The organism is Pseudomonas putida S13.1.2, from assembly GCF_000498395.2.
Classification (GTDB): domain Bacteria; phylum Pseudomonadota; class Gammaproteobacteria; order Pseudomonadales; family Pseudomonadaceae; genus Aquipseudomonas; species Aquipseudomonas putida_Q.
The window spans coordinates 5,517,953-5,539,421 of record NZ_CP010979.1; the positions used below are offsets into that span (position 1 = coordinate 5,517,953).

Here is a 21,469-nt window from a genome sequence, read left to right on the forward strand (position 1 = left end):
GCCCCGCGTTGAGGAAGTGACCATGGCATCTGTTGCTGTAAGCCCCGAGCGCCACGACACGGTGGCGCTGGCCTGGACCAAGGCTGCCATCCTCGACTGCCTGGGCCAGGCGCGCCAGGCGCTGGAGCGTTTTGCCGGCGAGCCTGGCGAGCTGTCGATACTGGCCTTTGTGGTCGACAACCTGCACCAGGTGCATGGCTGCCTGCGCATGCTCGAGCTGCGAGGTGCCACGCGCCTGGCCGAGGAACTGGAGCTGTTCGCCAAGGCCATGGCCGACGGCCAGGTGAGCCCACGGGGTGATTGCCTGGGTGCGTTGTTCCGCGGCCTGGAGCAATTGCCCTCATACCTTGAGCGCTTGCGCGGTGCCCGCCACGACCTGCCGTTGGTGATGCTGCCGCTGCTCAACCAGCTGCGCGCCTGCCGTGGCATTGAGCCGCTGGCCCAGGCCAGCTTGATCAGCGGTGCTGCGCAGCGCTTTGCCGGCTCCGACGACCTGGCCAACCTCGACCTGTCGCTGGGCAACTGGCGCGAACAGTTGCAGGCCGGGCCGGGCCGCGATGCCCTGCGCTCGGTGGTGACCGCACTGTGCGACGACCTTATGCGCATAAAGGAGCGCCTGGACCAGTTCGTGCGCAGCGATCGCCAGCACAGCGAGCAGCTCGATGCCCTGCTGGCGCCGCTGCGCCACGTGGCCGATACCCTGGCGGTACTGGGTTTTCAGCAACCACGGCGGGTGATCATCGACCAGGTGCTGGCGCTGCAGGCCCTGGCCCAGGGCGAGCGGGCCGTGGACGACGCGGTGTTGATGGATGTAGCGGGCGCCCTGCTGTATGTGGAAGCGTCCCTGAACGGCATGGTCGGCCCGCTGGAGGAAAACGGCCAGGGCGGCCTGCCAGGCTCGGATCTGGCCGAAATACGCCAGCTGGTGTTGAACGAGTCGCTGAACGTGTTGCAGCAGGCCAAGGACCTGATCGGCGACTATGTGGAGTCCGACTGGCCCCGGCAGCGCCTGCAACCCTTGCCTGGGCTGTTGCAGCAGGTGCGCGGGGCGTTGGCCATGTTGATGCTACCCGCCGTGGCCGAGCTGTTTGCCGGCTGCGCAAGTTATGCGCAACGTTGGTTGCAGCACCTGGAGGACGAACCGCCCGCCGACGAGCTGAGCCACCTGGCCGAGGCCTTGAGCGCCGCTGAATGCTACCTGCAGTGGCGGGTGGCCGACCCGCTGGCGGACGGCCAGCCGTTCATCGATATGGCGCGTGCCAGCCTGGCAGCGTTGGGCGTGCACTGTGCACAGGCCGACGCCCGAGCGGGCCTGGATAGCCATGGCGATGGCATCGATGACGAGCTGCGCGAGGTGTTCCTCGAAGAAGCAGGCGAGTTGCTGCCGGAAATCGAGCGCCACTGGCTGCGCTGGCGTGCCGACAACCAGCAGCGCGCGGCGTTGGGGGAAGTGCGCCGTGCGCTGCATACGCTCAAAGGCAGTGGCCGCATGGTGCATGCCGAGGCCGTGGCTGAACTGGCCTGGGGCGCCGAGCACCTGCTGAACCGGGTGCTGGAGGGCCGCAGCGTGCTCAGCCCGGAAGGCGTGGTGGCCCTGCAACAGGTGTTCGTCCATCTGCCTGATCTGCTGGCCGACTTTGCCGCCGGCCAGCTGCCGCAACTGACCGAAATCGAACAACTGGCCGGGCACCTGCATGCCCTGGCGGAAAACGACGCACCGGCGGCCAGTATCGATGGCCTCGATCCACAGTTGCTGGATATCTTCCGCAGTGAGGCACAGGGCCATTTGGCCACCCTTGATGATTTCCTGCAGGGCGCCGATGGCCACGACACGCCGGTCAGCGACGGCCTGCAACGTGCCCTGCACACGCTCAAGGGCAGTGCCGCCATGGCCGGGGTGATGCCGGTCGCCGAGCTGGCCACCGCCTTCGACCGCCTCGCCCGTGAATACAAGGGCCATCAACTGCCATTGCAAATGGCCGAGATCGAATGGCTGGAAGCCGCGCGCTCGCTGTTCCACCTGGGCCTGGCGCAACTCGACAGCACACCCCTGGCCGCCATCCCTGGCGCCGCAGAACTGATCGAAGCGGTTGGCCAGGCAGTCGATAGCCGCCTGGCCGGCGGGCATGACGACCCGCAGCATGCCCGGCGCAGCAAGCGCGACCCACAGCGGGTTGCCAGTTTCCTGGCCCAGGCCATGGACATTCTGCTGGATGCCGAGTCGTTGCTGTCGCGCTGGCAGCAACAGCCCGGCCAGCGCGACGCACTGGATACCCTGCTTGACCAGATGACCACCCTGGGCCACGCCGCGCACCTGGCCGACTTGTGGCAAATGGATGATGTGTGCGAGGCCTTGCTGGACCTGTATGGCGCCGTGGAAGAGGGCAGCCTGCCCGCTGATGCGCGCTTTTTCGCCCACACGCATCGCGCCCATGAGGCCCTGCTGGACATGCTCGACGAAGTGGCGGCCGGGCAGGACATCGTGTCGCGCCCGGAGCTGGTCGACAGCTTGCGCAACCTGCTGGACCAGGCCTTGCCACCGGATGCCACCGGCCTGGTGGGCATCGACACGGTAACACCGCTGCACCCGGACATGGACCTGAGCGATACCTTGGGGCTGTCGCATAACCCTTTGTTGCCAGAGCTGGTTGAGCCACTGCCCGAAGACCCGGAAAGCCCAGGCGAAGAGCTGCTGGAAGTGTTCCTCGAAGAAAGCTCGGACATCGTCGAGAGCGCCGCCGCAGCCCTGGCGCGCTGGCAGGCCGACCCGCGCAGCAGCGTCGAGGTCGACAACCTGATGCGCGACCTGCACACCCTCAAGGGTGTGGCGCGCATGGTCGAAATTGCGCCGATCGGTGACCTGGCCCACGAACTGGAATTTCTTTACGAGCTGCTGGCGGCCGGGCGTTTGCCGCCGAGCCCGCCACTGTTCGCCCTGTTGCAGAATTGCCATGACCGGCTGGCGCACATGCTTGATGCCGTGCGCCTGGGGCAGCCTTTGCATGCCGCCACGGCGCTGATCGACTATATCCGCAACTTCAGCAGTGCGGCCCTCACCGACAGTGCAGCCGGCCAAGGGCCGGTCGAAGCCGCCGCCAGCGAGGTACCGGCGGCAGCGCCAGAGCGGGCGCCAGGCGACATGGTCAAGGTTGATGCCGAGTTGCTCGATGACCTCGGCAACCTGGCCGGCGAACACTCGATCATTCGTGGGCGCATCGAGCAGCAGGTCAACGACGCGCAGTTCGCCCTCAACGAGATGGAAACCACCCTGGAGCGCATGCGCGACCAGTTGCTGCGCCTGGACAACGAGACCCAGGGGCGGATCTCCAGCCGCCAGGCATTTGAAGGCGATGCCTATGACGACTTCGACCCCCTGGAAATGGACCGCCATTCGCAGTTGCAGCAACTGTCGCGGGCCTTGTTCGAGTCTGCCTCGGACTTGCTCGACCTGAAGGAAACCCTGGCCCAGCGTGCTCAGGAGGCGTACAGCCTGCTACAACAGCAGGCGCGGGTGAACAGCCAGTTGCAGGAAGGCCTGACCGCCACCTTGATGGTGCCCTTCGAACGCCTGGTACCTCGGCTGCAGCGTGTGGTGCGGCAGGTGGCCAGCGAACTGGGCAAGCAGGTGGAACTGGTGGTTGGCAACGCCGAAGGCGAACTGGACCGCAGTGTGCTCGAACGCATGGTGGCGCCGCTGGAGCACATGCTGCGCAACGCTGTCGACCATGGCCTGGAAAGCCGCGAAGCACGGCTGGCCGCTGGCAAGCCGGAACAGGGCACCATCCACCTGAATTTGCTGCACGAAGGTGCCGATATCGTTATCGAAATGACTGACGACGGTGCCGGTGTGCCACTGGACGCGGTGCGGCGCAAGGCCATCAAGCGCGGCCTGCTGGACCCCCAGGCAGACTTGAGCGATCACGAGATCCTGCAGTTCATCCTGCGCCCGGGTTTTTCCACCGCCGAAAAGATCACCCAGATTTCCGGGCGCGGCCTGGGCATGGACGTGGTGCACGAGGAGGTCAAGCAACTGGGTGGTTCGATGAGCATCGAGTCGGCCCTGGGCAAGGGGGCGCGCTTCTTGATCCGCCTGCCGTTCACCGTGTCGATCAACCGTGCGCTGATGGTGCACCTGGGCGAGGAGCAGTACGCCATCCCGCTCAATACCATCGAGGGTATCGTTCGCGTGCCGCCGGCAGAGCTTGCGGTCTGCTACCAGCTGGACACGCCCCGCTATGTCTACGCCGGCCATGAATACGAGCTGCGCTACCTGGGCGAGTTGCTGCAAGGCCTGCCGCGCCCCGCGCTGCTGGGGCAGAGCGTGCCGTTGCCGGTGCTGCTGGTGCATTCCAAGGAGCAGTCGTTCGCCATCCAGGCCGACAGCCTGTCGCCCAGCCGCGAGATCGTGGTGAAGAGCCTGGGGCCGCAGTTTGCTGCGGTTGCAGGGCTGTCGGGGGCGACATTGCTGGGCGATGGCCGGGTCGTGCTGATTCTCGACCTGCTTGGCCAGCTGCGCGGCCAGCAGCGGCGCCTGGCCCGTTTGCCCGGTGGCGGCACCCAGCGCCAACTGCTCGGCCCGGCGCCGCGGCGTGCGTTGCTGGTGATGGTGGTGGATGACTCGGTGACCGTGCGCAAAGTCACCAGCCGGCTGCTGGAGCGCCACGGCATGAGCGTGCTCACGGCCAAGGACGGGGTCGATGCCATGGCCCTGCTGGAAGACCACCGCCCCGACGTATTGCTGCTGGACATTGAAATGCCACGCATGGACGGCTTTGAGGTGGCCACACGCATTCGCCGTGACGAGCGGCTGAAAGACCTGCCAATCATCATGATCACCTCCCGCACCGGGCAGAAGCACCGCGACCGTGCCATGGCTATTGGCGTCAACGAATACCTGGGCAAGCCGTACCAGGAGTCGCTGCTGTTGCAGAGCATCGCCCATTGGAGCCAGGCCCATGCTTGAACTGATTTCCGGCCAGCGCAGCAGCCTGACCGGACTGTTGCTGCCGCTGGGTGACCGTACCCTGGTGTTGCCCAACGTGGCGGTGGCCGAGTTGAGCGGGCAGCGCAACCTGGTGTGCCACCCCGGCGACCCCGCCTGGCACCTGGGCTGGATCGACTGGCGCCAACAGCGCCTGCCGCTGATCGGCTTCGAGGCGGCGTGCGGTGGTGAAACACCGTGCGGCGAGCGGGCCCGGGTGGTGGTGCTCAATGCACTGGGTGACACCGGCCTGCGCTACCTGGCGCTGTTGCTGCAGGACATACCGCGCTCGTGCAAGCTCGACAGCCAGTTGAACTACGTGGATGTGGCGCTGGGCAGGCTGGAACTGGCGGCGGTGCAGGTGGGCGAGCAGGTGGCTCGGGTGCCGGATCTGGTTGCACTGGAAAGGCTGGTGCGTGACGCGGATCTGCAACCTGACCTTGATTAGGATGTAGGGCACAAGGCTGCTCCTACAGGGCTTGTGTTTACCTTGAAATCGACACCGGGTGAGGCCATCAGCATCACATCAGGAACCCAGCCCACCTAAGGAGGTCTGTGTTTGCATGTATTACGGTGAACGCTTCAACGCCTGGACCCACCTGGTCGGTGCCGTCCTGGCCTGTATCGGTGCCATCTGGCTGATCGTGGTCGCGGGCCTGCAGGGCGACCCGTGGAAGATCGTCAGTTTCTCCATCTACGGCGGCACGCTGCTGTTGCTGTACAGCATTTCCACCCTGTACCACAGCACCCGCGGGCGGGCGAAGGTGATCATGCGCAAGCTCGATCACCTGTCGATCTACCTGCTGATCGCCGGCAGCTACACGCCATTCTGCCTGGTCAGCCTGCGCGGTCCCTGGGGCTGGAGCCTGTTCGGCGTGGTCTGGGGGCTGGCGGTAATCGGCATGCTGCAAGAGATCAAGCCGCGCTCCGAGGCGCGGATCCTGTCGATCATCATTTATGCCGTGATGGGCTGGATCGTGCTGGTGGCAGTGAAGCCGTTGCTGCACTCGCTGGGCGGCGCCGGCTTTGCCTGGTTGGCCGCCGGCGGGGTGTTCTACACCGTGGGCATCATCTTCTTCGCGCTCGACAGCCGCTTGCGCCACGCGCACGGCATCTGGCACCTGTTCGTGATTACCGGCAGCCTGCTGCACTTCGTGGCGGTGTCGTTCTACGTGCTCTAGCTAAAAATCGCCCCACAATTGCTGTGCCACCGACAGCGCCACCACTGGCGCAGTCTCGGTGCGCAGCACCCGTGGACCGAGGCGGGCAGCGTGGAAGCCAGACCCTTTGGCCTGCTCGACTTCGGCGTCGCTCAGACCGCCTTCGGGGCCGATCAGGAATGCCAGGGTCGCAGGTTTGTCGTGGCTGGTGAGCGGTTCGGCCACCGGGTGCAGGACCAGTTTCAGGTCGGCTTTGGTGCCTGTCAGCCATTCGGCCAGGGTCACGGGTGGGTGGATGACCGGCAAGGTAGAGCGGCCGCATTGTTCGCAGGCGCTGATCGCCACTTGGCGCCAGTGGGCCAGGCGCTTGTCGGCGCGCTCGTCTTTCAGCCGCACTTCGCAGCGTTCGCTGACGATCGGGGTGATTTCGTTGGCGCCAAGCTCGGTGGCTTTCTGGATCGCCCAATCCATGCGCTCGCCACGGGACAGGCCCTGGCCAAGGTGCACGTGCAACGGTGAATCGGCCTGTCCGGCGAGGGCCCGGTCGAGGCTGACGCGTACGGTTTTCTTGCCCACTTCAAGCAACTGGCCGAGGTATTCCTGGCCGCTGCCGTCGAACAGCTGCACGGCGTCGCCGGGGGCCATGCGCAGTACGCGGCCGATGTAGTGGGCCTGGGCTTCGGGCAGGTCGTGCTCGCCAAGGCTCAGGGGGGCGTCGATGAAGAAGCGGGACAGTCTCATGGGTTTGCTCGGTAAATAGAGAGACACAGATCCCCTGTGGGAGCGGGCGTGTCGATGCGTCGAACCGCCGCGAATCAGGCGCCGCGGTGCCTGGCAAGGGCTTCGCCCTTGTTCGCGGGCTCGCCCGCTCCCACAGGAAAAGTGGTGTGGCGAATTGCCGGGCCTAGCCCGGGTCGCGGAAGTCGGGGTGGAAGTTGGCCGGCACGGCAACACTGACGCTGTCGCGGGTGGCGATGTCGATGCCTTCGCTGGCAACTTCTGCAAGGAAGTCGATCTGCTCCGGGGTGATCACGTACGGCGGCAGGAAGTACACCACGCTGCCCAGCGGGCGTAGCAGGGCGCCGCGGGTCAGGGCGTGTTCGAACACCTTCAGGCCACGTCGCTCCTGCCAGGGGTAGGCCACCTTGCCAGCTTTGTCCTTGACCATCTCGATGGCCAGGGCCATGCCGGTCTGGCGGATTTCGGCAACGTGAGCATGATCGGCCAGGTGCGCAGTGGCGGTGGCCATGCGCGTGGCCAGGGCCTTGTTGGCCTCGATCACGTTGTCCTGTTCGAAGATGTCCAGGGTCGCCAGCGCCGCAGCGCACGCCAGCGGGTTGCCGGTGTAGCTGTGCGAGTGCAGGAACGCGCGCAGGGTCGGGTAGTCGTCATAGAACGCCTGGTACACCTTGTCGGTGGTCAGGCAGGCGGCCAGCGGCAGGTAGCCACCGGTCAGGGCCTTGGACAGGCACAGGAAGTCCGGGCGGATGCCGGCCTGCTCGCACGCGAACATCGTGCCGGTGCGGCCAAAGCCCACGGCGATCTCGTCGTGGATCAGGTGCACGTCGTAGCGGTCGCAGGCCTCGCGCAGCAGCTTGAGGTACACCGGGTGGTACATGCGCATGCCGCCGGCCCCCTGGATCAGCGGCTCGACGATCACGGCGCTGATCGAGGCGTGGTGCTCGGCCAGGGTTTGCTCCATGGCGGCGAACATGTTGCGCGAGTGCTCTTCCCAGCTCATGCCCTCGGGGCGCAGGTAGCAGTCGGGGCTAGGCACCTTGATCGTGTCCAGCAGCAACGCCTTGTAGGTTTCGGTGAATAGCGGCACATCACCTACCGACATGGCGGCGATGGTTTCGCCGTGGTAGCTGTTGGTCAGGGTGACGAAGCGCTTCTTGTCCGGTTTGCCGACGTTCAGCCAGTAGTGGAAGCTCATCTTCAGCGCCACTTCGATGCACGACGAGCCGTTATCGGCGTAGAACACCCGGTCGAGACCGGCCGGGGTCATGGCCACCAGGCGCTCGGACAGCTCGATCACCGGCTGATGGCTGAAACCGGCCAGGATCACGTGCTCCAGTTGGTCGACCTGGTCCTTGATGCGCTGGTTGATGCGCGGGTTGGCGTGGCCGAACACATTGACCCACCAGCTGCTCACCGCGTCCAGGTAGCGCTTGCCTTCGAAGTCCTCCAGCCACACGCCTTCGCCGCGCTTGATCGGGATCAGCGGCAGCTGCTCGTGGTCTTTCATCTGGGTACAGGGGTGCCACAGGACCTTGAGGTCGCGTTGCATCCACTGATCGTTGAGGCCCATGGGCACTTCTCCTGGCTTTGCGGCGTGGTTCGACCGCGTAAGCCTAAGCAATGCCGCAGGGCAGGACAACCGCTGCCTTTCAATGGCGGTGGGTGCCGGTCCATTCCAGCCGCCGGATGTGTACGGTTCCGGCCTGGGAAGTGGAGATGGTCAGGCGGCGGAAGGGGCCGTCGATCATCTGGTGGTAGGGGTTCGTGGCGATGGGGCCAGGGCGCAGGTCGCGAAACCCGCTGCCTTCCACGGTGAGCCAGTAGAAGTTGCGCGGGATCGGGGTGGCCAGGTCGCAATCTCCTCTTTCAGTATCGAACAGCATGTGCAGGTCGTCGCAGAGAAAGTCGCTGACTACGTAGTATTCCAGGCGCAGGCACTCGACTTCCTGGGCGAAGAGGATTTCAACATCGCTGTGTTCACCGATGACCAGTTCGGTACCGTCTTCACCCTTGAACGCTTCATGAAAGCCGGTCCATGAGGTGCTGTTGGAGCGGATACTCAGGCCCGAGGCCGTATGAAGCGTCTGTTTGTGCCACAGAAACTGCCGTTCGACGTGTTGGAAGTGCTCCTCGAAGATCATGCGCGTGCCCTCCTGATGGGGCTTCTGGCTATCTTGACCAGCTTCGCTTGCTGCCGTGTGACATGGCTACTGGCAAAAATGTCAGTTGCCAAAGGCACTTGATGTCACTGCGCTGGCAGGGTCGGCAGAGGTGACGTATTCTTAACGCATCTCCCTCGGGGCATTCCTGCCTCTCCCCGTTTCTGTAACCTCTGACTCGGAGTTCGCCGACATGGCTGCTGCTTGGGTGCGCCTGTGCGCGTTGGTATTGATTGGTGTGTCCAGCGGCGCCGCGCTGGCCAAGGACAAGACGCCCACGGCGATTGTCGTGGGTGGCGGCCTGGCGGGCCTGACGGCAGCCTACGAGCTGCAGGACAAGGGCTGGCAGGTGACCCTGCTGGAGGCCAAGTCGGGCATGGGCGGGCGCTCGGGCCTGGCCACCAGCGAGTGGATCGGCAATGCCAAGGCGCAGCCGGTGCTCAACCATTACCTGGACCGTTTCAAGCTTGAAACACTGCCGGCACCGGAGTTTGTGCGTAGCCCCGGTTACCTGATCGACGGTGAGTACTTCAGCGCCACCGACCTGGCCACCAAGCAACCGGCTACCGCCGAAGCGCTCAAGCGCTACGAGAAAACCCTCGATGACCTGGCCCGTTCGATCGATGACCCGCTGAACCCGCAGGCAACCAGCACGCTGTTCGCCCTCGACCAGATCAACGTCTCCACCTGGCTGGACAAACTGCAACTGCCGGCCACCGCCCGTCAGCTGGTCAACCAGCAGATCCGTACCCGTTACGACGAACCGTCGCGCCTGTCGCTGCTGTATTTCGCCCAGCAGAACCGTGTGTATCGCGGTGTCAGCGACCGCGACCTGCGTGCCGCGCGCCTGCCCGGTGGCAGCCCGGTGCTGGCCCAGGCCTTCGTCAAGCAACTGAAGACCATCAAGACCAGCTCGCCGGTCACCGCCATCGTGCAGGACAAGGATGGGGTAACGGTAAAAGTCGGCAGCGTCGGCTACCAGGCGGATTACCTGGTCATGGCCGTGCCGTTGCGTGCCCTGGCCAAGATCCAGATGACCCCGGGCCTGGACACCCAGCACGTGGCGGCGCTCAAAGGGACCAACTATGGCTGGCGCGACCAGCTGATGCTCAAGTTCAAGAAGCCGGTGTGGGAAAGCCGCGCGCGCATGTCGGGCGAAATCTTCAGTAACGCCGGCCTCGGCATGCTGTGGATCGAGCCAGCGCTCAAGGGCGGCGCCAACGTGGTGATCAACCTTTCCGGCGACAACGCCCGCCTGCTTCAGGCGTTTGGCGACAAGCAGATGGTCGACCAGGTGCTGATCCGCCTGCATGCGTTCTACCCGCAGGCCCGTGGAGCCTTCACCGGTTACGAGGTCAAGCGCTACAGCACTGACGCCGGTACCGGCGGCGCTTACCTGGCCTATGGCCCGGGGCAGATCAGCAAATACTGGCGCCTGTGGGAGCGCCCGGTGCAGCGCATCACCTTTGCCGGTGAACACACCGATGCCCTGTACCCGGGCACCCTGGAAGGCGCCCTGCGCAGTGGCCAGCGCGCGGCCAGCCAGGCACAGGACCTGTTGGCCGGGAAGTCGTTCGACCCCGCCAAGGCGGTGCCGGTTGCGGCGGCAGCTGCAGCAGGTGCAGCGGCTGCCAAGGACAGCAAGGGCGGGTTCTTCTCCAATATGTTTGGTGGTTCGTCCGACAAAGGCGACAAGGCTGCCAAGCCGCCGGTCAAAGCTGAGCCGAAGCAGCCCGAAGAGGCCAGGCAGGACAAGCCAGGCTTCTTCAAGCGCCTGTTTGGCGGGGCGCAAACGCCAGAAGTGAAGGCTGAGCCAATCGCCAAGGCAGAGGAAGTGGCACCGGCACCTGCGCCTGCTCCCCAGGCCGCGCCGGCTCCGGTGGCACCAGCGCCTGTGGTCAAGGAAGCGGCTGCCAAGCCTGCGGCAACCAAGGCCGCCCCGGCCAAGCATGCGCCCGCGCACAAGCCGGCGCATAAGCCTGCCGAGACGAAGAAGGCGACAGCCAAATCCGAGCCGACCAAGAAACCTGTGGCCAATACCCAGGCCAAGGCTGGTTGATTGATCGACAGTGCCGGCCTCTTCGCAGCACAAGGCTGCTCCTACAGGCACCGCATACCCCTGTAGGAGCAGCCTTGTGCTGCGAAGAGGCCAGTACTGGCAACCGCTATTTCCCCGACTATCGTTAATGTTTCCTTAATGGGAAGCTTACAGAATACTTATCGGATTTCTCGATAAACCGAAGCAATTTTTTCCGCTTTTCTTCGATACGTTACGCGTTAGTCTGTGCACAGCTTTCACGGGGAAACACGCCAACATGCAACTGCGCAATTCACCTTCTCGCTACGGCGTGGTCAGCATCATCCTGCACTGGGGCGTGGCGCTGGCAGTGTTCGGCCTGTTCGGCCTGGGTCTGTGGATGGTCGGCCTCGACTACTACAGCCCTTGGCGCAAAGCCGGCCCGGACCTGCACAAAAGCATCGGCCTGGTGCTGCTGGCGGTGATGCTGCTGCGGGTGGTCTGGCGTTTCATCAGCCCCCCACCACCGGCACCCGCCAACCATGGCGCAGTCACGCGCCTGGCGGCCAAGCTAGGCCATCTGGCCTTGTACCTTGGTCTGTTTGCGGTGATGGCTGCCGGATACCTGATTTCTACCGCCGACGGCGTCGGCATTCCGGTGTTTGGCCTGTTCGAAGTGCCGGCACTGATCAGCGACCTGCCTGACCAGGCAGATGTGGCTGGCGTGATTCATCTGTGGCTGGCCTGGGGCCTGGTGATTTTTGCCGTGCTGCATGCCCTGGCAGCGCTCAAGCACCATTTCATCGACCGTGACGCGACCCTGACCCGCATGTTGGGCCGCAAAGCTTGACTCTCAACCTCAATTGCATAGGAAGGAAATAAGGATGTTGAAAAAGACTTTTGCCGCTCTGGCGCTCGGTACCGCTCTGCTTTCCGCCGGCCAGGTCATGGCTGCCGAGTACAAGATCGACAAGGAAGGCCAGCACGCGTTCGTTGACTGGAAGATCAGCCACCTGGGCTACAGCTTCATTCACGGTACCTTCAAGGACTTTGACGGCAACTTCACCTGGGACAGCGCCAAGCCTGAAGCCAGCAAGATCAGCGTCGACCTGAAAACCGCCAGCCTGTGGTCGAACCACGCCGAGCGTGACAAGCACATCGCCAGCGCCGATTTCCTCGACGTGAAGAAGTATCCTCAAGCCAAGTTCGTCTCCACCGCTGTCAAGTCGACTGGCGACAAGACTGCTGACGTGACCGGCGACCTGACCCTGCACGGCGTGACCAAGCCGGTCACCTTCAAGGCTACCTTCAACGGTGAAGGCAAGGACCCATGGGGCGGTGAGCGCGCTGGTTTCAACGCCACCACCACCCTTAACCTGAACGACTTCGGCATCAAGGGCCCAGGCGCGACTTCGCAAACCCTGGACCTGGATATCAGTGTTGAAGGTGTGAAGCAGAAGTAAGCATTGCCTTGGCAATAGAAAACGCCGCCCATTGGGCGGCGTTTTCATTTCCCGTTCAGGGCCCTGGCAGGGCCGTTACAGGCTACCTCTGGCTCAACCTTTTCGGGTCAACAGGGCAGGACGCTCACCGCGCGGGCGGCTTGGCAGGTCATCCAGTTGCTCAGGCGTCGGGAAACGGTCGAGCTTGGACTCCTTGCGGATGATCACCGGCTGTTTTTCCGGTTGGCGCGGGTTGCGCACGGCCGGTTCTTGCCGGGCAGCATCGTCACGGGCCGGGCGACCACGGCCACCGCCATCACGGCGTGCACCGCCACCATTGTTGTTGCGCGGTGGGCGCTTCTCACCGTTGGCACTGCGGGGCTGGCCGCCATTGCGAGCCTGACCGCCGCCACCGTTGCTGCGCGGGGCAGCACCTTGGCCTTGGCTCTGGCCTGCGCCAGTACCACCGCCAGGGCGACGGTTACGCCCCTGGTTCTTGCCTTGGTAAGGGCTGACGTAATCGGCGCGGTTACCGAAGTTGTCGACTTCGTCATCCAGGAACTCATCCGGGGCACGGTCGGCGGGCGCCTTGGGTGTGCTGTTCTGGCTGGCCTGCTGCTGGCGCGGCTTGTTGTCACGCGGCTTGCGCTGCTGCGGCTTGTCGCCGGACTTTTCCTTATCTGCAGGCTTCGCGGCAGCTGGCTGCTTGGCCTTGCCTTTATCCTTGCCTTTGTCCTTGCGGCCACCGTTGGCGTCTTTGCCGCCTTCGCCGCGTGGCTGGTTGCGACCGCCACGGCCGTTGGCCTGCGGGCGCTCGCGTACTTCGGGTTTCTCGGCTTCCACCTGGCTGGCGTCAAAGCCCATCAGGTCGCCGTCGGCGATCTTCTGCCGGGTTACCCGTTCGATGCTCTTGAGCAACTTCTCTTCATCCGGCGCGACCAGCGAAATGGCCTCGCCCGAACGACCGGCCCGGCCAGTACGGCCGATACGGTGCACGTAGTCTTCCTCGACATTCGGCAGCTCGAAGTTGACCACGTGGGGCAACTGGTCGATGTCCAGGCCGCGGGCGGCGATGTCGGTGGCGACCAGTACGCGCACGCTGTTGGCCTTGAAGTCGGCCAGGGCCTTGGTGCGGGCGTTCTGGCTCTTGTTGCCGTGAATCGCGGCGGCGGTCAGGCCTTGTTTTTCCAGGTACTCGGCCAGGCGGTTGGCGCCGTGCTTGGTACGGGTAAACACCAGTACCTGTTCCCAGGCACCCAGGGTGATCAGGTGGGCCAGCAGCGCACGCTTGTGGCTGGCGGGCAGGCGGTAGACGCGCTGCTCGATACGCTCGACGGTGGTGTTCGGCGGCGTGACCTCGATACGCTCCGGGTTGTGCAGGAGCTTGTCGGCGAGGTCGGTGATGTCCTTGGAGAAGGTGGCCGAGAACAGCAGGTTCTGGCGCTTGGATGGCAGGCGGGCCAGTACCTTCTTGACGTCGTGGATGAAGCCCATGTCGAGCATGCGGTCGGCTTCGTCGAGCACCAGAATTTCAACGTGGGCCAGGTCGACCTTGCCTTGGCCGGCCAGGTCGAGCAGGCGGCCCGGGCAGGCAACCAGCACGTCAACGCCCTTGGCAATCGCCTGGACTTGCGGGTTCATGCCAACGCCGCCGAAGATGCAGGCGCTGACCAGTGGCAGGTCACGGGCATAGACCTTGAAGCTGTCGTGCACCTGGGCTGCCAGCTCGCGGGTTGGGGTCAGGACCAGCACGCGAGGCTGGCGCGGGCCGTGACGCTGCGACTTGTCGGGGTGGCCGGCCGGGAACAGGCGCTCGAGAATCGGCAGGGCGAAGCCGCCGGTTTTACCAGTACCTGTCTGGGCGGCAACCATCAGGTCGCGGCCTTGCAACACGGCGGGAATCGCCCGCTGTTGCACGGGGGTCGGCTGGGTATAGCCCGCAGCCTCGATAGCGCGGACAAGAGCCTCGGAGAGACCGAGGGAAGCAAAGGACATGGGCGATCCTGTTCTCGTGTGGGCTGGGCCCGTTGGGATGTTCTGCCTGGCGCGACGGGCATCGGTGGGATGCGATCGCGTCCGGTCCAGCTGGGCTTTCACTGCACATCCGGGAAACGGAGGGTGACGCGAAGGCGCGTCGGTGCCGATCGGGATGCCTGTTGCGAGGCCGAGCGTCCGGGCGTGAGCCGGGCGGGAAGGCCCGAGTATAACAGAGCTATCGCGCTGTGCTGCTTTCCTGCTGCTCAACGGCGTTGAGAATGTTTCCGATGTCGCCTGTGTAACGGTGGCTGATGGCGGCAAAGGCCGGGTCCTGCTTGAAACGCTGCAGTTCTTCGGCAAAGGCCAAGGCCAGTGTTTCACGCCCTGGCTTGCGCACCAGCCCCAGGTACTGGGCTTGGCGGTTGATCACCAGAGGCAGTTCCTCGACCTGTTGCTCCAAGCCAAGATGCCGGATCAGGTAATGCCCGACCCTGCGGTCGGTAATTGCCAGGTCGATACGGCCCAGCAGCAGTTTGCCGAAGTTGGCTTCCTGGGTCGGCGCGGCTTCACGTCGAAAATGTGTGGCCTGGTTGAACCCGCTGCCATAGGCGTAGCCGGGCGAGGTGCCTACGGTGAGGCCCGCGAGGTCGTCCGGGCCGGCTACGGCATGGCGACGTGCGCGGGCCTGGAACAGCACGAACTCGACCTCCGACATGGGTTCGGGGGCGTATACCAGATACGGGCGCCGGGTTTCGGTCTGGAAAATATCCAGAATCCCGTCCGCCAGGCCTTGCTCGATCATTGCCAGGCAGCGTTTCCACGGCAGGAACTGCCATTCCACCTCGACACCCAGGCGTTTGAATACCTCGGTGGTGACTTCGTAGTCGATACCGCGGGGCTGGCCATCGTGCTGATAGACGTAGGGTGCCCAGTCATCGGAGACCAGGCGCAGGCGCTCGCCCAGAGCCAACGGGCTCAGGCAGGCGAGCAGCAGGATCCAGAACAGTCGGGCGACGAGTGGCATGGCCGGAGATTACGCGGTCGGCCGAATCAAGGCCAGAGGCCTGATATTCAAAGCGGCCCCGATCTCAGTGGGGCAATTGCCCTGCTCAGATACTGATTTGTGAGAGCGGGCATGCCCGCGAACACCGGCGAAGCCGGTGCCCCTTCCGCGATGCCTGCTTCGCGGGCCTGCCCGCTCCCCCAAGGATGGTTTGAGGCAATGGGGTTGCGGGCGTATCAGCCTTGCGATGTTCTCAGCAGATGCACCTCGATCTCTTTGCGCCGTTCGCCCAACGACAGGCGCAACCCCGGGTGGCGCAAGCACTGGCGCAGTTGCTCGGGCTGCATCTGGCCATTACGGGCATTGAGGTTTTCCAGGGCCTTGTCCCACCAGGCCGGCGCGCAGGCGAGGTCGAACTCGTTAGGGTAGGGGTAGCAGCCATACAACAGTTCGCGGGCGAACTGGCGCTCGTGGCGCGGCAGCGTCAGGCTCAGGGCCTTGTAGCCCAGGCGGTGCAGGGCAGGCGGCCGTGGTAGCTGGTCATTGACCAAAGTGACGTCGGCCAAGGCCGCCTGGCTCAGCGGGTCATGGCCGTGCTTGCGCAGCCAGGCCTGGATCTTGGCGCGGAACTGCGCCTTGCGGCTCCAGTAGTGATGGATGACGTCGGTGCACTCGGCCACCTCCAGCGTGCGGTACGCTGCCACTGCCAGGCAAAACTCCTCGAGGGTATAGGCCTCGCGCGCCAGCGGGTAGAACTCGTCCATCATGTCGATGGAGCGGTCCAGGGTGCTGGCGTCCTCGGCGGTAAGGCCGATTACCCCGGAATTGACCAGTGGCATCTGGCAGTCGGCCAAGCCCCGGGCTTGCAGAATGGACAGCAGGTTCCGGTACAGCAGGCACTTCTGGTTTGCGCCATAGCGCGGGCCGATGGCATTGCACAGCAGCTTGCCAGGGGCCACCCGGGCGAACAGCTGCAGGGGCGAAGTGCGGAAGAAGGTGTCGGTGTCGATCAGCACTGCCAGCGGGTGTTGCTGCAGCACTTGGCGCAGCAGCACATGCTTGCTGCGAAAATGATAACCGTGAGGGGCGTTCCATGCCTGGCGCGTGGCTTCGTCCAGCAAATGGACGGTGACGGGCAACTTGGCGTAGGGCTGCGGGTTGTCGGTGTACACCTGGATGTCCATGGCTTCGGCGGCTGCCGGCCCCAAGTGGGTGACGGCGCTGACGATGCTGAAGCAGGCTTCCTGATGGTAGGTTGCTGGGCCAAAAGCCAGGTAGACAAGCTGTGGGCGCGATGGCTGGGGATGCTGCATGGCTGGCAAGACCTGTATAACCCGAAAATGAATAAGGCTTTAGTCTATGACCAAAGCCTTAACCATTTCTTAAGCAGACGTTGCCAAAAAGTTTCAGCGCGGCAGCTTCAGGTTGTTCCAGATCGCCAGGCTCGGCTCGGCCTGGTTCAAGGTGTAGAAGTGCAGGCCCGGTGCGCCGCCTTGCAGCAGCTGTTCGCACATGCGGGTAATCACTTCTTCGCCAAATGCCTGAATGCTGGCGGTGTCGTCGGCATAGGCTTCCAGCTGCTTGCGGATCCAGCGCGGGATCTCGGCGCCGCAGGCGTCGGAGAAGCGGGCCAGCTTGCTGTAGTTGGTGATCGGCATGATGCCGGGTACCACCGGGATGTCCACACCCAGCTTCTGTGCGCGCTCGACGAAGTAGAAGTAGCTGTCGGCGTTGAAGAAGTACTGGGTGATGGCGCTGTCGGCGCCAGCCTTGACCTTGTGCACGAAGTTGGCCAGGTCGGTTTCGAAGTTGCGCGCCTGCGGGTGCATTTCCGGGTAGGCGGCCACTTCCAGGTGGAAGTGGTCAGCGGTTTCCTGGCGGATGAACTCGACCAGGTCGCTGGCGTAGCGCAGTTCGCCACTGGCCATGCCCATGCCCGACGGCAGGTCGCCACGCAGGGCGACGATGCGCTTGATGCCGGCAGCCTTGTATTCCGCCAGCAGGGTGCGCAGGTCGTCCTTGGAGTCGCCCACGCACGACAGGTGCGGTGCGGCCGGTACCTTCACTTCGTTTTCCAGCTGCAGCACGGTGTTCAGCGTGCGGTCGCGGGTCGAGCCACCGGCACCGTAGGTGCAGGAGAAGAAGTCCGGGTTGTAGGTGGCCAGCTGGCGGGCGACGCCCATCAGCTTTTCGTGACCGGCGTCGGTCTTGGTCGGGAAGAACTCGAAACTGTAGCGGCGTTCTTGTGACATTACTCGTTCCTCAAGCAGCCTGCTTCAAGCGGCAGGCTGCAAGTAAAAGCCAGGGCGGTGGGGGCCGGCCTGGCTTGGGCATCGTTGCGAAGCGTTGCCAGCGACTACTTAGTAGCGGTAGGCGTGTGGCTTGAACGGGCCTTCGACGGTCACGCCGATGTAGTCGGCTTGCTGCTTGGTCAGCTTGGTAACCACGCCGCCGAAGCCGCGGACCATTTCCAGGGCCACTTCTTCGTCGAGCTTCTTCGGCAGCACTTCAACGGTCAGGCGCTCGGCTTTCTTCTCGGCCGACAGGTCGGCGTACTTCTGCTCGAACAGGAAGATCTGTGCCAGCACCTGGTTGGCGAACGAACCGTCCATGATGCGGCTTGGGTGGCCAGTGGCGTTACCCAGGTTGACCAGACGGCCTTCGGCCAGCAGGATCAGGTAGTCGTCGTTCTGCGGGTCGAAGCTGCCAGCACCGGTGCGGTGGATCTTGTGCACCTGCGGCTTGACCTCTTCCCAGGCCCAGTTCTTGCGCATGAAGGCGGTGTCGATCTCGTTGTCGAAGTGGCCTATGTTGCAGACCACGGCACGCTTCTTCAGGGCCTTGAGCATGTTGGCATCGCAGACGTTGACGTTACCGGTGGTGGTGACGATCAGGTCGATCTTGCCCAGCAGGGCCTTGTCGATGCTGGCTTCGGTGCCGTCGTTGATACCGTCGATGAACGGCGAGACCAGCTCGAAACCGTCCATGCAGGCCTGCATGGCGCAGATTGGGTCAACTTCGGTGACCTTGACGATCATGCCTTCCTGACGCAGGGACTGGGCCGAGCCCTTGCCCACGTCACCGTAGCCGATCACCAGGGCTTGCTTGCCCGACAGCAGGTGGTCGGTACCACGCTTGATGGCGTCGTTCAGGCTGTGACGGCAGCCGTACTTGTTGTCGTTCTTGCTCTTGGTAACCGAGTCGTTGACGTTGATCGCCGGGACTTTCAGCTCGCCCTTGGCCAGCATGTCCAGCAGGCGGTGCACGCCGGTGGTGGTCTCTTCGGTCACACCGTGCACGCGGTCCAGCACTTGCGGGTATTTCTTGTGCAGCAGCTCGGTCAGGTCACCGCCGTCGTCGAGGATCATGTTGGCGTCCCATGGCTGGCCATCCTTGAGGATGGTCTGCTCCAGGCACCACTCATACTCTTCTTCGGTTTCACCCTTCCAGGCGAACACCGGGATGCCGGCGGCGGCGATGGACGCGGCGGCCTGGTCCTGGGTAGAGAAGATGTTGCAGGACGACCAGCGTACTTCGGCACCCAGGGCTACCAGGGTTTCGATCAGCACGGCGGTCTGGATGGTCATGTGGATGCAGCCCAGGATCTTCGCACCCTTGAGCGGCTGCTCGGTCAGGTACTTGCGACGCAGGCCCATCAGCGCAGGCATTTCCGATTCGGCGATGATGGTTTCGCGACGGCCCCAGGCGGCCAGGGAGATGTCGGCGACTTTGAAATCGGTAAAACCAGCAGGCGTGTTTACAGCGCTCATGAGAGCCTCCATTCGTAGTGTGCGAATGGGCGCCGTTGTGCGTTGAGCGTCCGCGGGAGCGGACAACGCCCCATCCGAGCCTGACAGGCCTAGCCTGCTGCAGCGCCCCTCGGACAGGTGGCGGGCATGGCGCCGCAGTGGGCGACCATGTGAAACGGCGCAGATTATAGCCGCGCGCGGCCACTTGCCCAAGGTTTTCTGTCGATTAATCGAGACGATAGTCGATGTTCAATGGAGCGATGGCGGCCGCTCTGCCATCATTGCTACACGTTAGCCAAGCAGGTCAGGAGTACAGATGAACTTTCACACCCGCAAGTGGGTTAAACCCGAAGACCTCAACCCCAATGGCACCCTGTTCGGTGGCAGCCTGTTGCGCTGGATCGACGAAGAGGCGGCCATCTACGCCATCGTCCAGCTGGGCAACCAGCGCGTAGTGACCAAGTACATATCGGAAATCAACTTCGTCAGCGCTTCGCGTCAGGGCGACATCATCGAACTGGGCATCACTGCCACCGAGTTCGGCCGCACCTCGATCACCCTCAAGTGTGAAGTACGCAACAAGATCACCCGCAAGAGCATTCTGACCGTCGACAAGATGGTGTTCGTCAACTTGGGTGAAGACGGCTTGCCGGCAGCGCACGGGCGCACCGAGATCAAGTATGTCCAGGACCAGTTCCCGGATTCTGCAGTCGAGTAAACATGCTGGGGCTGCCTTGCAGCCCATCGCGACACAAGGCCGCTCCTACAGGAGAATGCGATCCCCTGTAGGAGCGGCCTTGTGTCGCGATGGGCCGCAAAGCGGCCCCGAAAATCTTACGGCTGGGCGCTGACCTTGCGCACCACCCGCCCGATGCTCAAGCCTTGCACCAGGATCGAGGACAACACCACGATGTAGGTGATCGACAGCAGCAGGTCACGCTCCTCGCCCAGTGGCAGCGACAGTGCCAGGGCCACCGACACCCCGCCACGCAGGCCACCCCAGGTCAACACCCGCACCGTGCCTTTGGGCACCGGGCGCCAGCGGCGCAGCAGGACAATGGCCGGGGCCACGGTCAGCAGCCTCGACAGCAGCACCGCCAGCGCCAGCACGCCGCCGGCCGCCAGGTGCATCCAGTTGAATGGCAGCAGCAACAGCTCCAGGCCGATCAGTGCGAACAGCAGGGCGTTGAGCATGTCATCGATCAGCTCCCAGAAACCGTCCATGTAGCGACGGGTCATGTCGTTCATCGCCAGGTTGCGTCCCAGGTTGCCGATGATCAGGCCGGCCACCACCATGGCGATCGGCGCCGAAACGTGCAGCTCGTAGCACATGGCCGAGCCACCGATGACCAGCGCCAGGGTCAGCATGACTTCTACCTGGTACTGCTCGATGCTCTTGATCATGCGGTAGGTGGCGTAGCCGATCAGACCACCAAATACCACGCCGCCAATGGCCTCGCGGGCGAACAGGATCGCCGTGTCGGTCATGCTCGGCGTTTCGCCAAGCTGGATGATGCCCAGCAACACGGTGAACACCACTACCGCGGTACCGTCGTTGAACAGCGACTCGCCGACGATGGTGGTTTTCAGCGGTTTGGAGGCGTTTGCGGTACGCAACGCGCCCAGCACGGCAATCGGGTCGGTGGGCGAGATCAGCGCACCGAACAGCAGGCAGTAGATCAGCGGCACTTGCCAGCCGAACATCGCGAATACCCAGTGCGACAGGTAGCCGATGACCACAGTGGCGATCAGCACCCCAATTGTCGCGAGCAAGCCGATCGGCCAGCGGTAACTGCGCAAATCGCTGAGGTTTACGTGCAAGGCGCCGGCAAACAGCAGGAACGCCAGCATCCAGTGCATCAACAGGTCGTTGAAATCGATCTGGTTCATCAGCCCTTCGACGCGCTCTTCCAGGCCAGGGAAGCCGATCAGGCTAAGGCCCTGCAGCATCAGGGAGAACAGCAGTGCCGTAACCATCACGCCGATGGCGGGGGGCAGGCCGATGAAACGGTAATTTACATAGGTAAGGAGGGTGGTGAGGCAGATAAACGCGGCAACTAATTCAAGCATCCCGAATCCTGTGACAGTGGCTTCCAAGTCGTTACCCGAATGGCTCGGGCAGTTCTTTGATGACCTGGCGCGGGGTTCGGGACACAAGCTTTGACCGGATTCGTTCCAATCGTTCCCATTTAAGGGGCTGCTGCGCAGCCCAATCGCCGGCAAGCCAGCTCCCACATGTA

The 21,469-nt window shown here is 63.8% G+C and carries 16 protein-coding genes and 1 riboswitch; of the genes, 7 read left to right on the forward strand and 9 right to left on the reverse strand.

The annotated features are described in order from the left end of the window. Nucleotides 1–22: 22 nt before the first annotated feature. The 3 genes from N805_RS24375 (at nt 23) to trhA (ending at nt 6,162) form a co-directional block, all read left to right on the forward strand. Nucleotides 23–4,963, forward strand: coding sequence for an Hpt domain-containing protein (locus tag N805_RS24375; RefSeq protein WP_019471554.1), 4,941 nt, complete (start codon nt 23–25; stop codon nt 4,961–4,963). Then, a complete protein-coding gene (locus N805_RS24380; RefSeq protein ID WP_019471553.1) occupies nt 4,956–5,429 on the forward strand; it encodes a chemotaxis protein CheW in 474 nt (157 codons plus the stop codon). The genes N805_RS24375 and N805_RS24380 overlap by 8 nt, the downstream gene beginning before the upstream one ends. Before the next feature lie 115 nt (nt 5,430–5,544). After that, nucleotides 5,545–6,162 (forward strand): PAQR family membrane homeostasis protein TrhA, encoded by a 618-nt coding sequence (gene trhA / locus N805_RS24385; RefSeq protein ID WP_019471552.1) that lies wholly within the window; start codon nt 5,545–5,547, stop codon nt 6,160–6,162. Here trhA and N805_RS24390 read toward each other — a convergent pair whose 3' ends face one another. From N805_RS24390 to N805_RS24400, 3 genes are all read right to left on the reverse strand, one after another. Continuing rightward, complete coding sequence (locus N805_RS24390; protein ID WP_019471551.1) at nt 6,163–6,882, reverse strand: 16S rRNA (uracil(1498)-N(3))-methyltransferase; 720 nt, start codon at nt 6,880–6,882, stop codon at nt 6,163–6,165. Nucleotides 6,883–7,045: 163 nt separating this feature from the next. Continuing rightward, nucleotides 7,046–8,452, reverse strand: coding sequence for an adenosylmethionine--8-amino-7-oxononanoate transaminase (locus N805_RS24395; RefSeq protein ID WP_019471550.1), 1,407 nt, complete (start codon nt 8,450–8,452; stop codon nt 7,046–7,048). Nucleotides 8,453–8,531: 79 nt separating this feature from the next. Next, nucleotides 8,532–9,023 carry a hypothetical protein gene (locus N805_RS24400; RefSeq protein WP_019471549.1) on the reverse strand — a complete coding sequence of 164 codons (492 nt, stop codon included), beginning with the start codon at nt 9,021–9,023 and terminating at the stop codon, nt 8,532–8,534. 211 nt (nt 9,024–9,234) lie between these two features. Here N805_RS24400 and N805_RS24405 point away from each other — a divergent pair, with 211 nt between their 5' ends. The 3 genes from N805_RS24405 to N805_RS24415 all read left to right on the forward strand — a co-directional run bounded on the left by N805_RS24405 (nt 9,235) and on the right by N805_RS24415 (nt 12,521). Next, nucleotides 9,235–11,100, forward strand: a complete 1,866-nt coding sequence (locus N805_RS24405) for a flavin monoamine oxidase family protein (protein WP_019471548.1) — start codon at nt 9,235–9,237, stop codon at nt 11,098–11,100. Between the two features lie 256 nt (nt 11,101–11,356). Then, on the forward strand, nt 11,357–11,908 hold the full coding sequence (locus N805_RS24410; RefSeq protein ID WP_019471547.1) for a cytochrome b: 552 nt from the start codon (nt 11,357–11,359) through the stop codon (nt 11,906–11,908). Between the two features lie 34 nt (nt 11,909–11,942). Next, nucleotides 11,943–12,521 (forward strand): YceI family protein, encoded by a 579-nt coding sequence (locus N805_RS24415; protein WP_019471546.1) that lies wholly within the window; start codon nt 11,943–11,945, stop codon nt 12,519–12,521. 93 nt (nt 12,522–12,614) lie between these two features. Here the strand turns inward: N805_RS24415 and N805_RS24420 are convergent, their stop codons facing one another. The 5 genes from N805_RS24420 to ahcY all read right to left on the reverse strand — a co-directional run bounded on the left by N805_RS24420 (nt 12,615) and on the right by ahcY (nt 19,250). Next, complete coding sequence (locus tag N805_RS24420) at nt 12,615–14,495, reverse strand: DEAD/DEAH box helicase (RefSeq protein WP_019471545.1); 1,881 nt, start codon at nt 14,493–14,495, stop codon at nt 12,615–12,617. 217 nt (nt 14,496–14,712) lie between these two features. Further along, on the reverse strand, nt 14,713–15,501 hold the full coding sequence (locus tag N805_RS24425) for a substrate-binding periplasmic protein (protein ID WP_019471544.1): 789 nt from the start codon (nt 15,499–15,501) through the stop codon (nt 14,713–14,715). Between the two features lie 215 nt (nt 15,502–15,716). Further along, complete coding sequence (locus tag N805_RS24430) at nt 15,717–16,793, reverse strand: hypothetical protein (RefSeq protein WP_019471543.1); 1,077 nt, start codon at nt 16,791–16,793, stop codon at nt 15,717–15,719. Between the two features lie 93 nt (nt 16,794–16,886). Further along, nucleotides 16,887–17,732, reverse strand: a complete 846-nt coding sequence (gene metF / locus N805_RS24435; RefSeq protein ID WP_019471542.1) for a methylenetetrahydrofolate reductase [NAD(P)H] — start codon at nt 17,730–17,732, stop codon at nt 16,887–16,889. A gap of 108 nt (nt 17,733–17,840) precedes the next feature. Beyond that, nucleotides 17,841–19,250 carry an adenosylhomocysteinase gene (ahcY, locus tag N805_RS24440; RefSeq protein WP_016501957.1) on the reverse strand — a complete coding sequence of 470 codons (1,410 nt, stop codon included), beginning with the start codon at nt 19,248–19,250 and terminating at the stop codon, nt 17,841–17,843. A gap of 20 nt (nt 19,251–19,270) precedes the next feature. Further along, nucleotides 19,271–19,367: riboswitch (S-adenosyl-L-homocysteine riboswitch) on the reverse strand. Nucleotides 19,368–19,545: 178 nt separating this feature from the next. Between ahcY and N805_RS24445 the strand changes: the two genes are divergently transcribed. Further along, nucleotides 19,546–19,947, forward strand: coding sequence for an acyl-CoA thioesterase (locus tag N805_RS24445; protein ID WP_016501956.1), 402 nt, complete (start codon nt 19,546–19,548; stop codon nt 19,945–19,947). Between the two features lie 116 nt (nt 19,948–20,063). Here N805_RS24445 and N805_RS24450 read toward each other — a convergent pair whose 3' ends face one another. Continuing rightward, nucleotides 20,064–21,299 (reverse strand): cation:proton antiporter, encoded by a 1,236-nt coding sequence (locus N805_RS24450; RefSeq protein ID WP_019471541.1) that lies wholly within the window; start codon nt 21,297–21,299, stop codon nt 20,064–20,066. Nucleotides 21,300–21,469 lie beyond the last annotated feature (170 nt).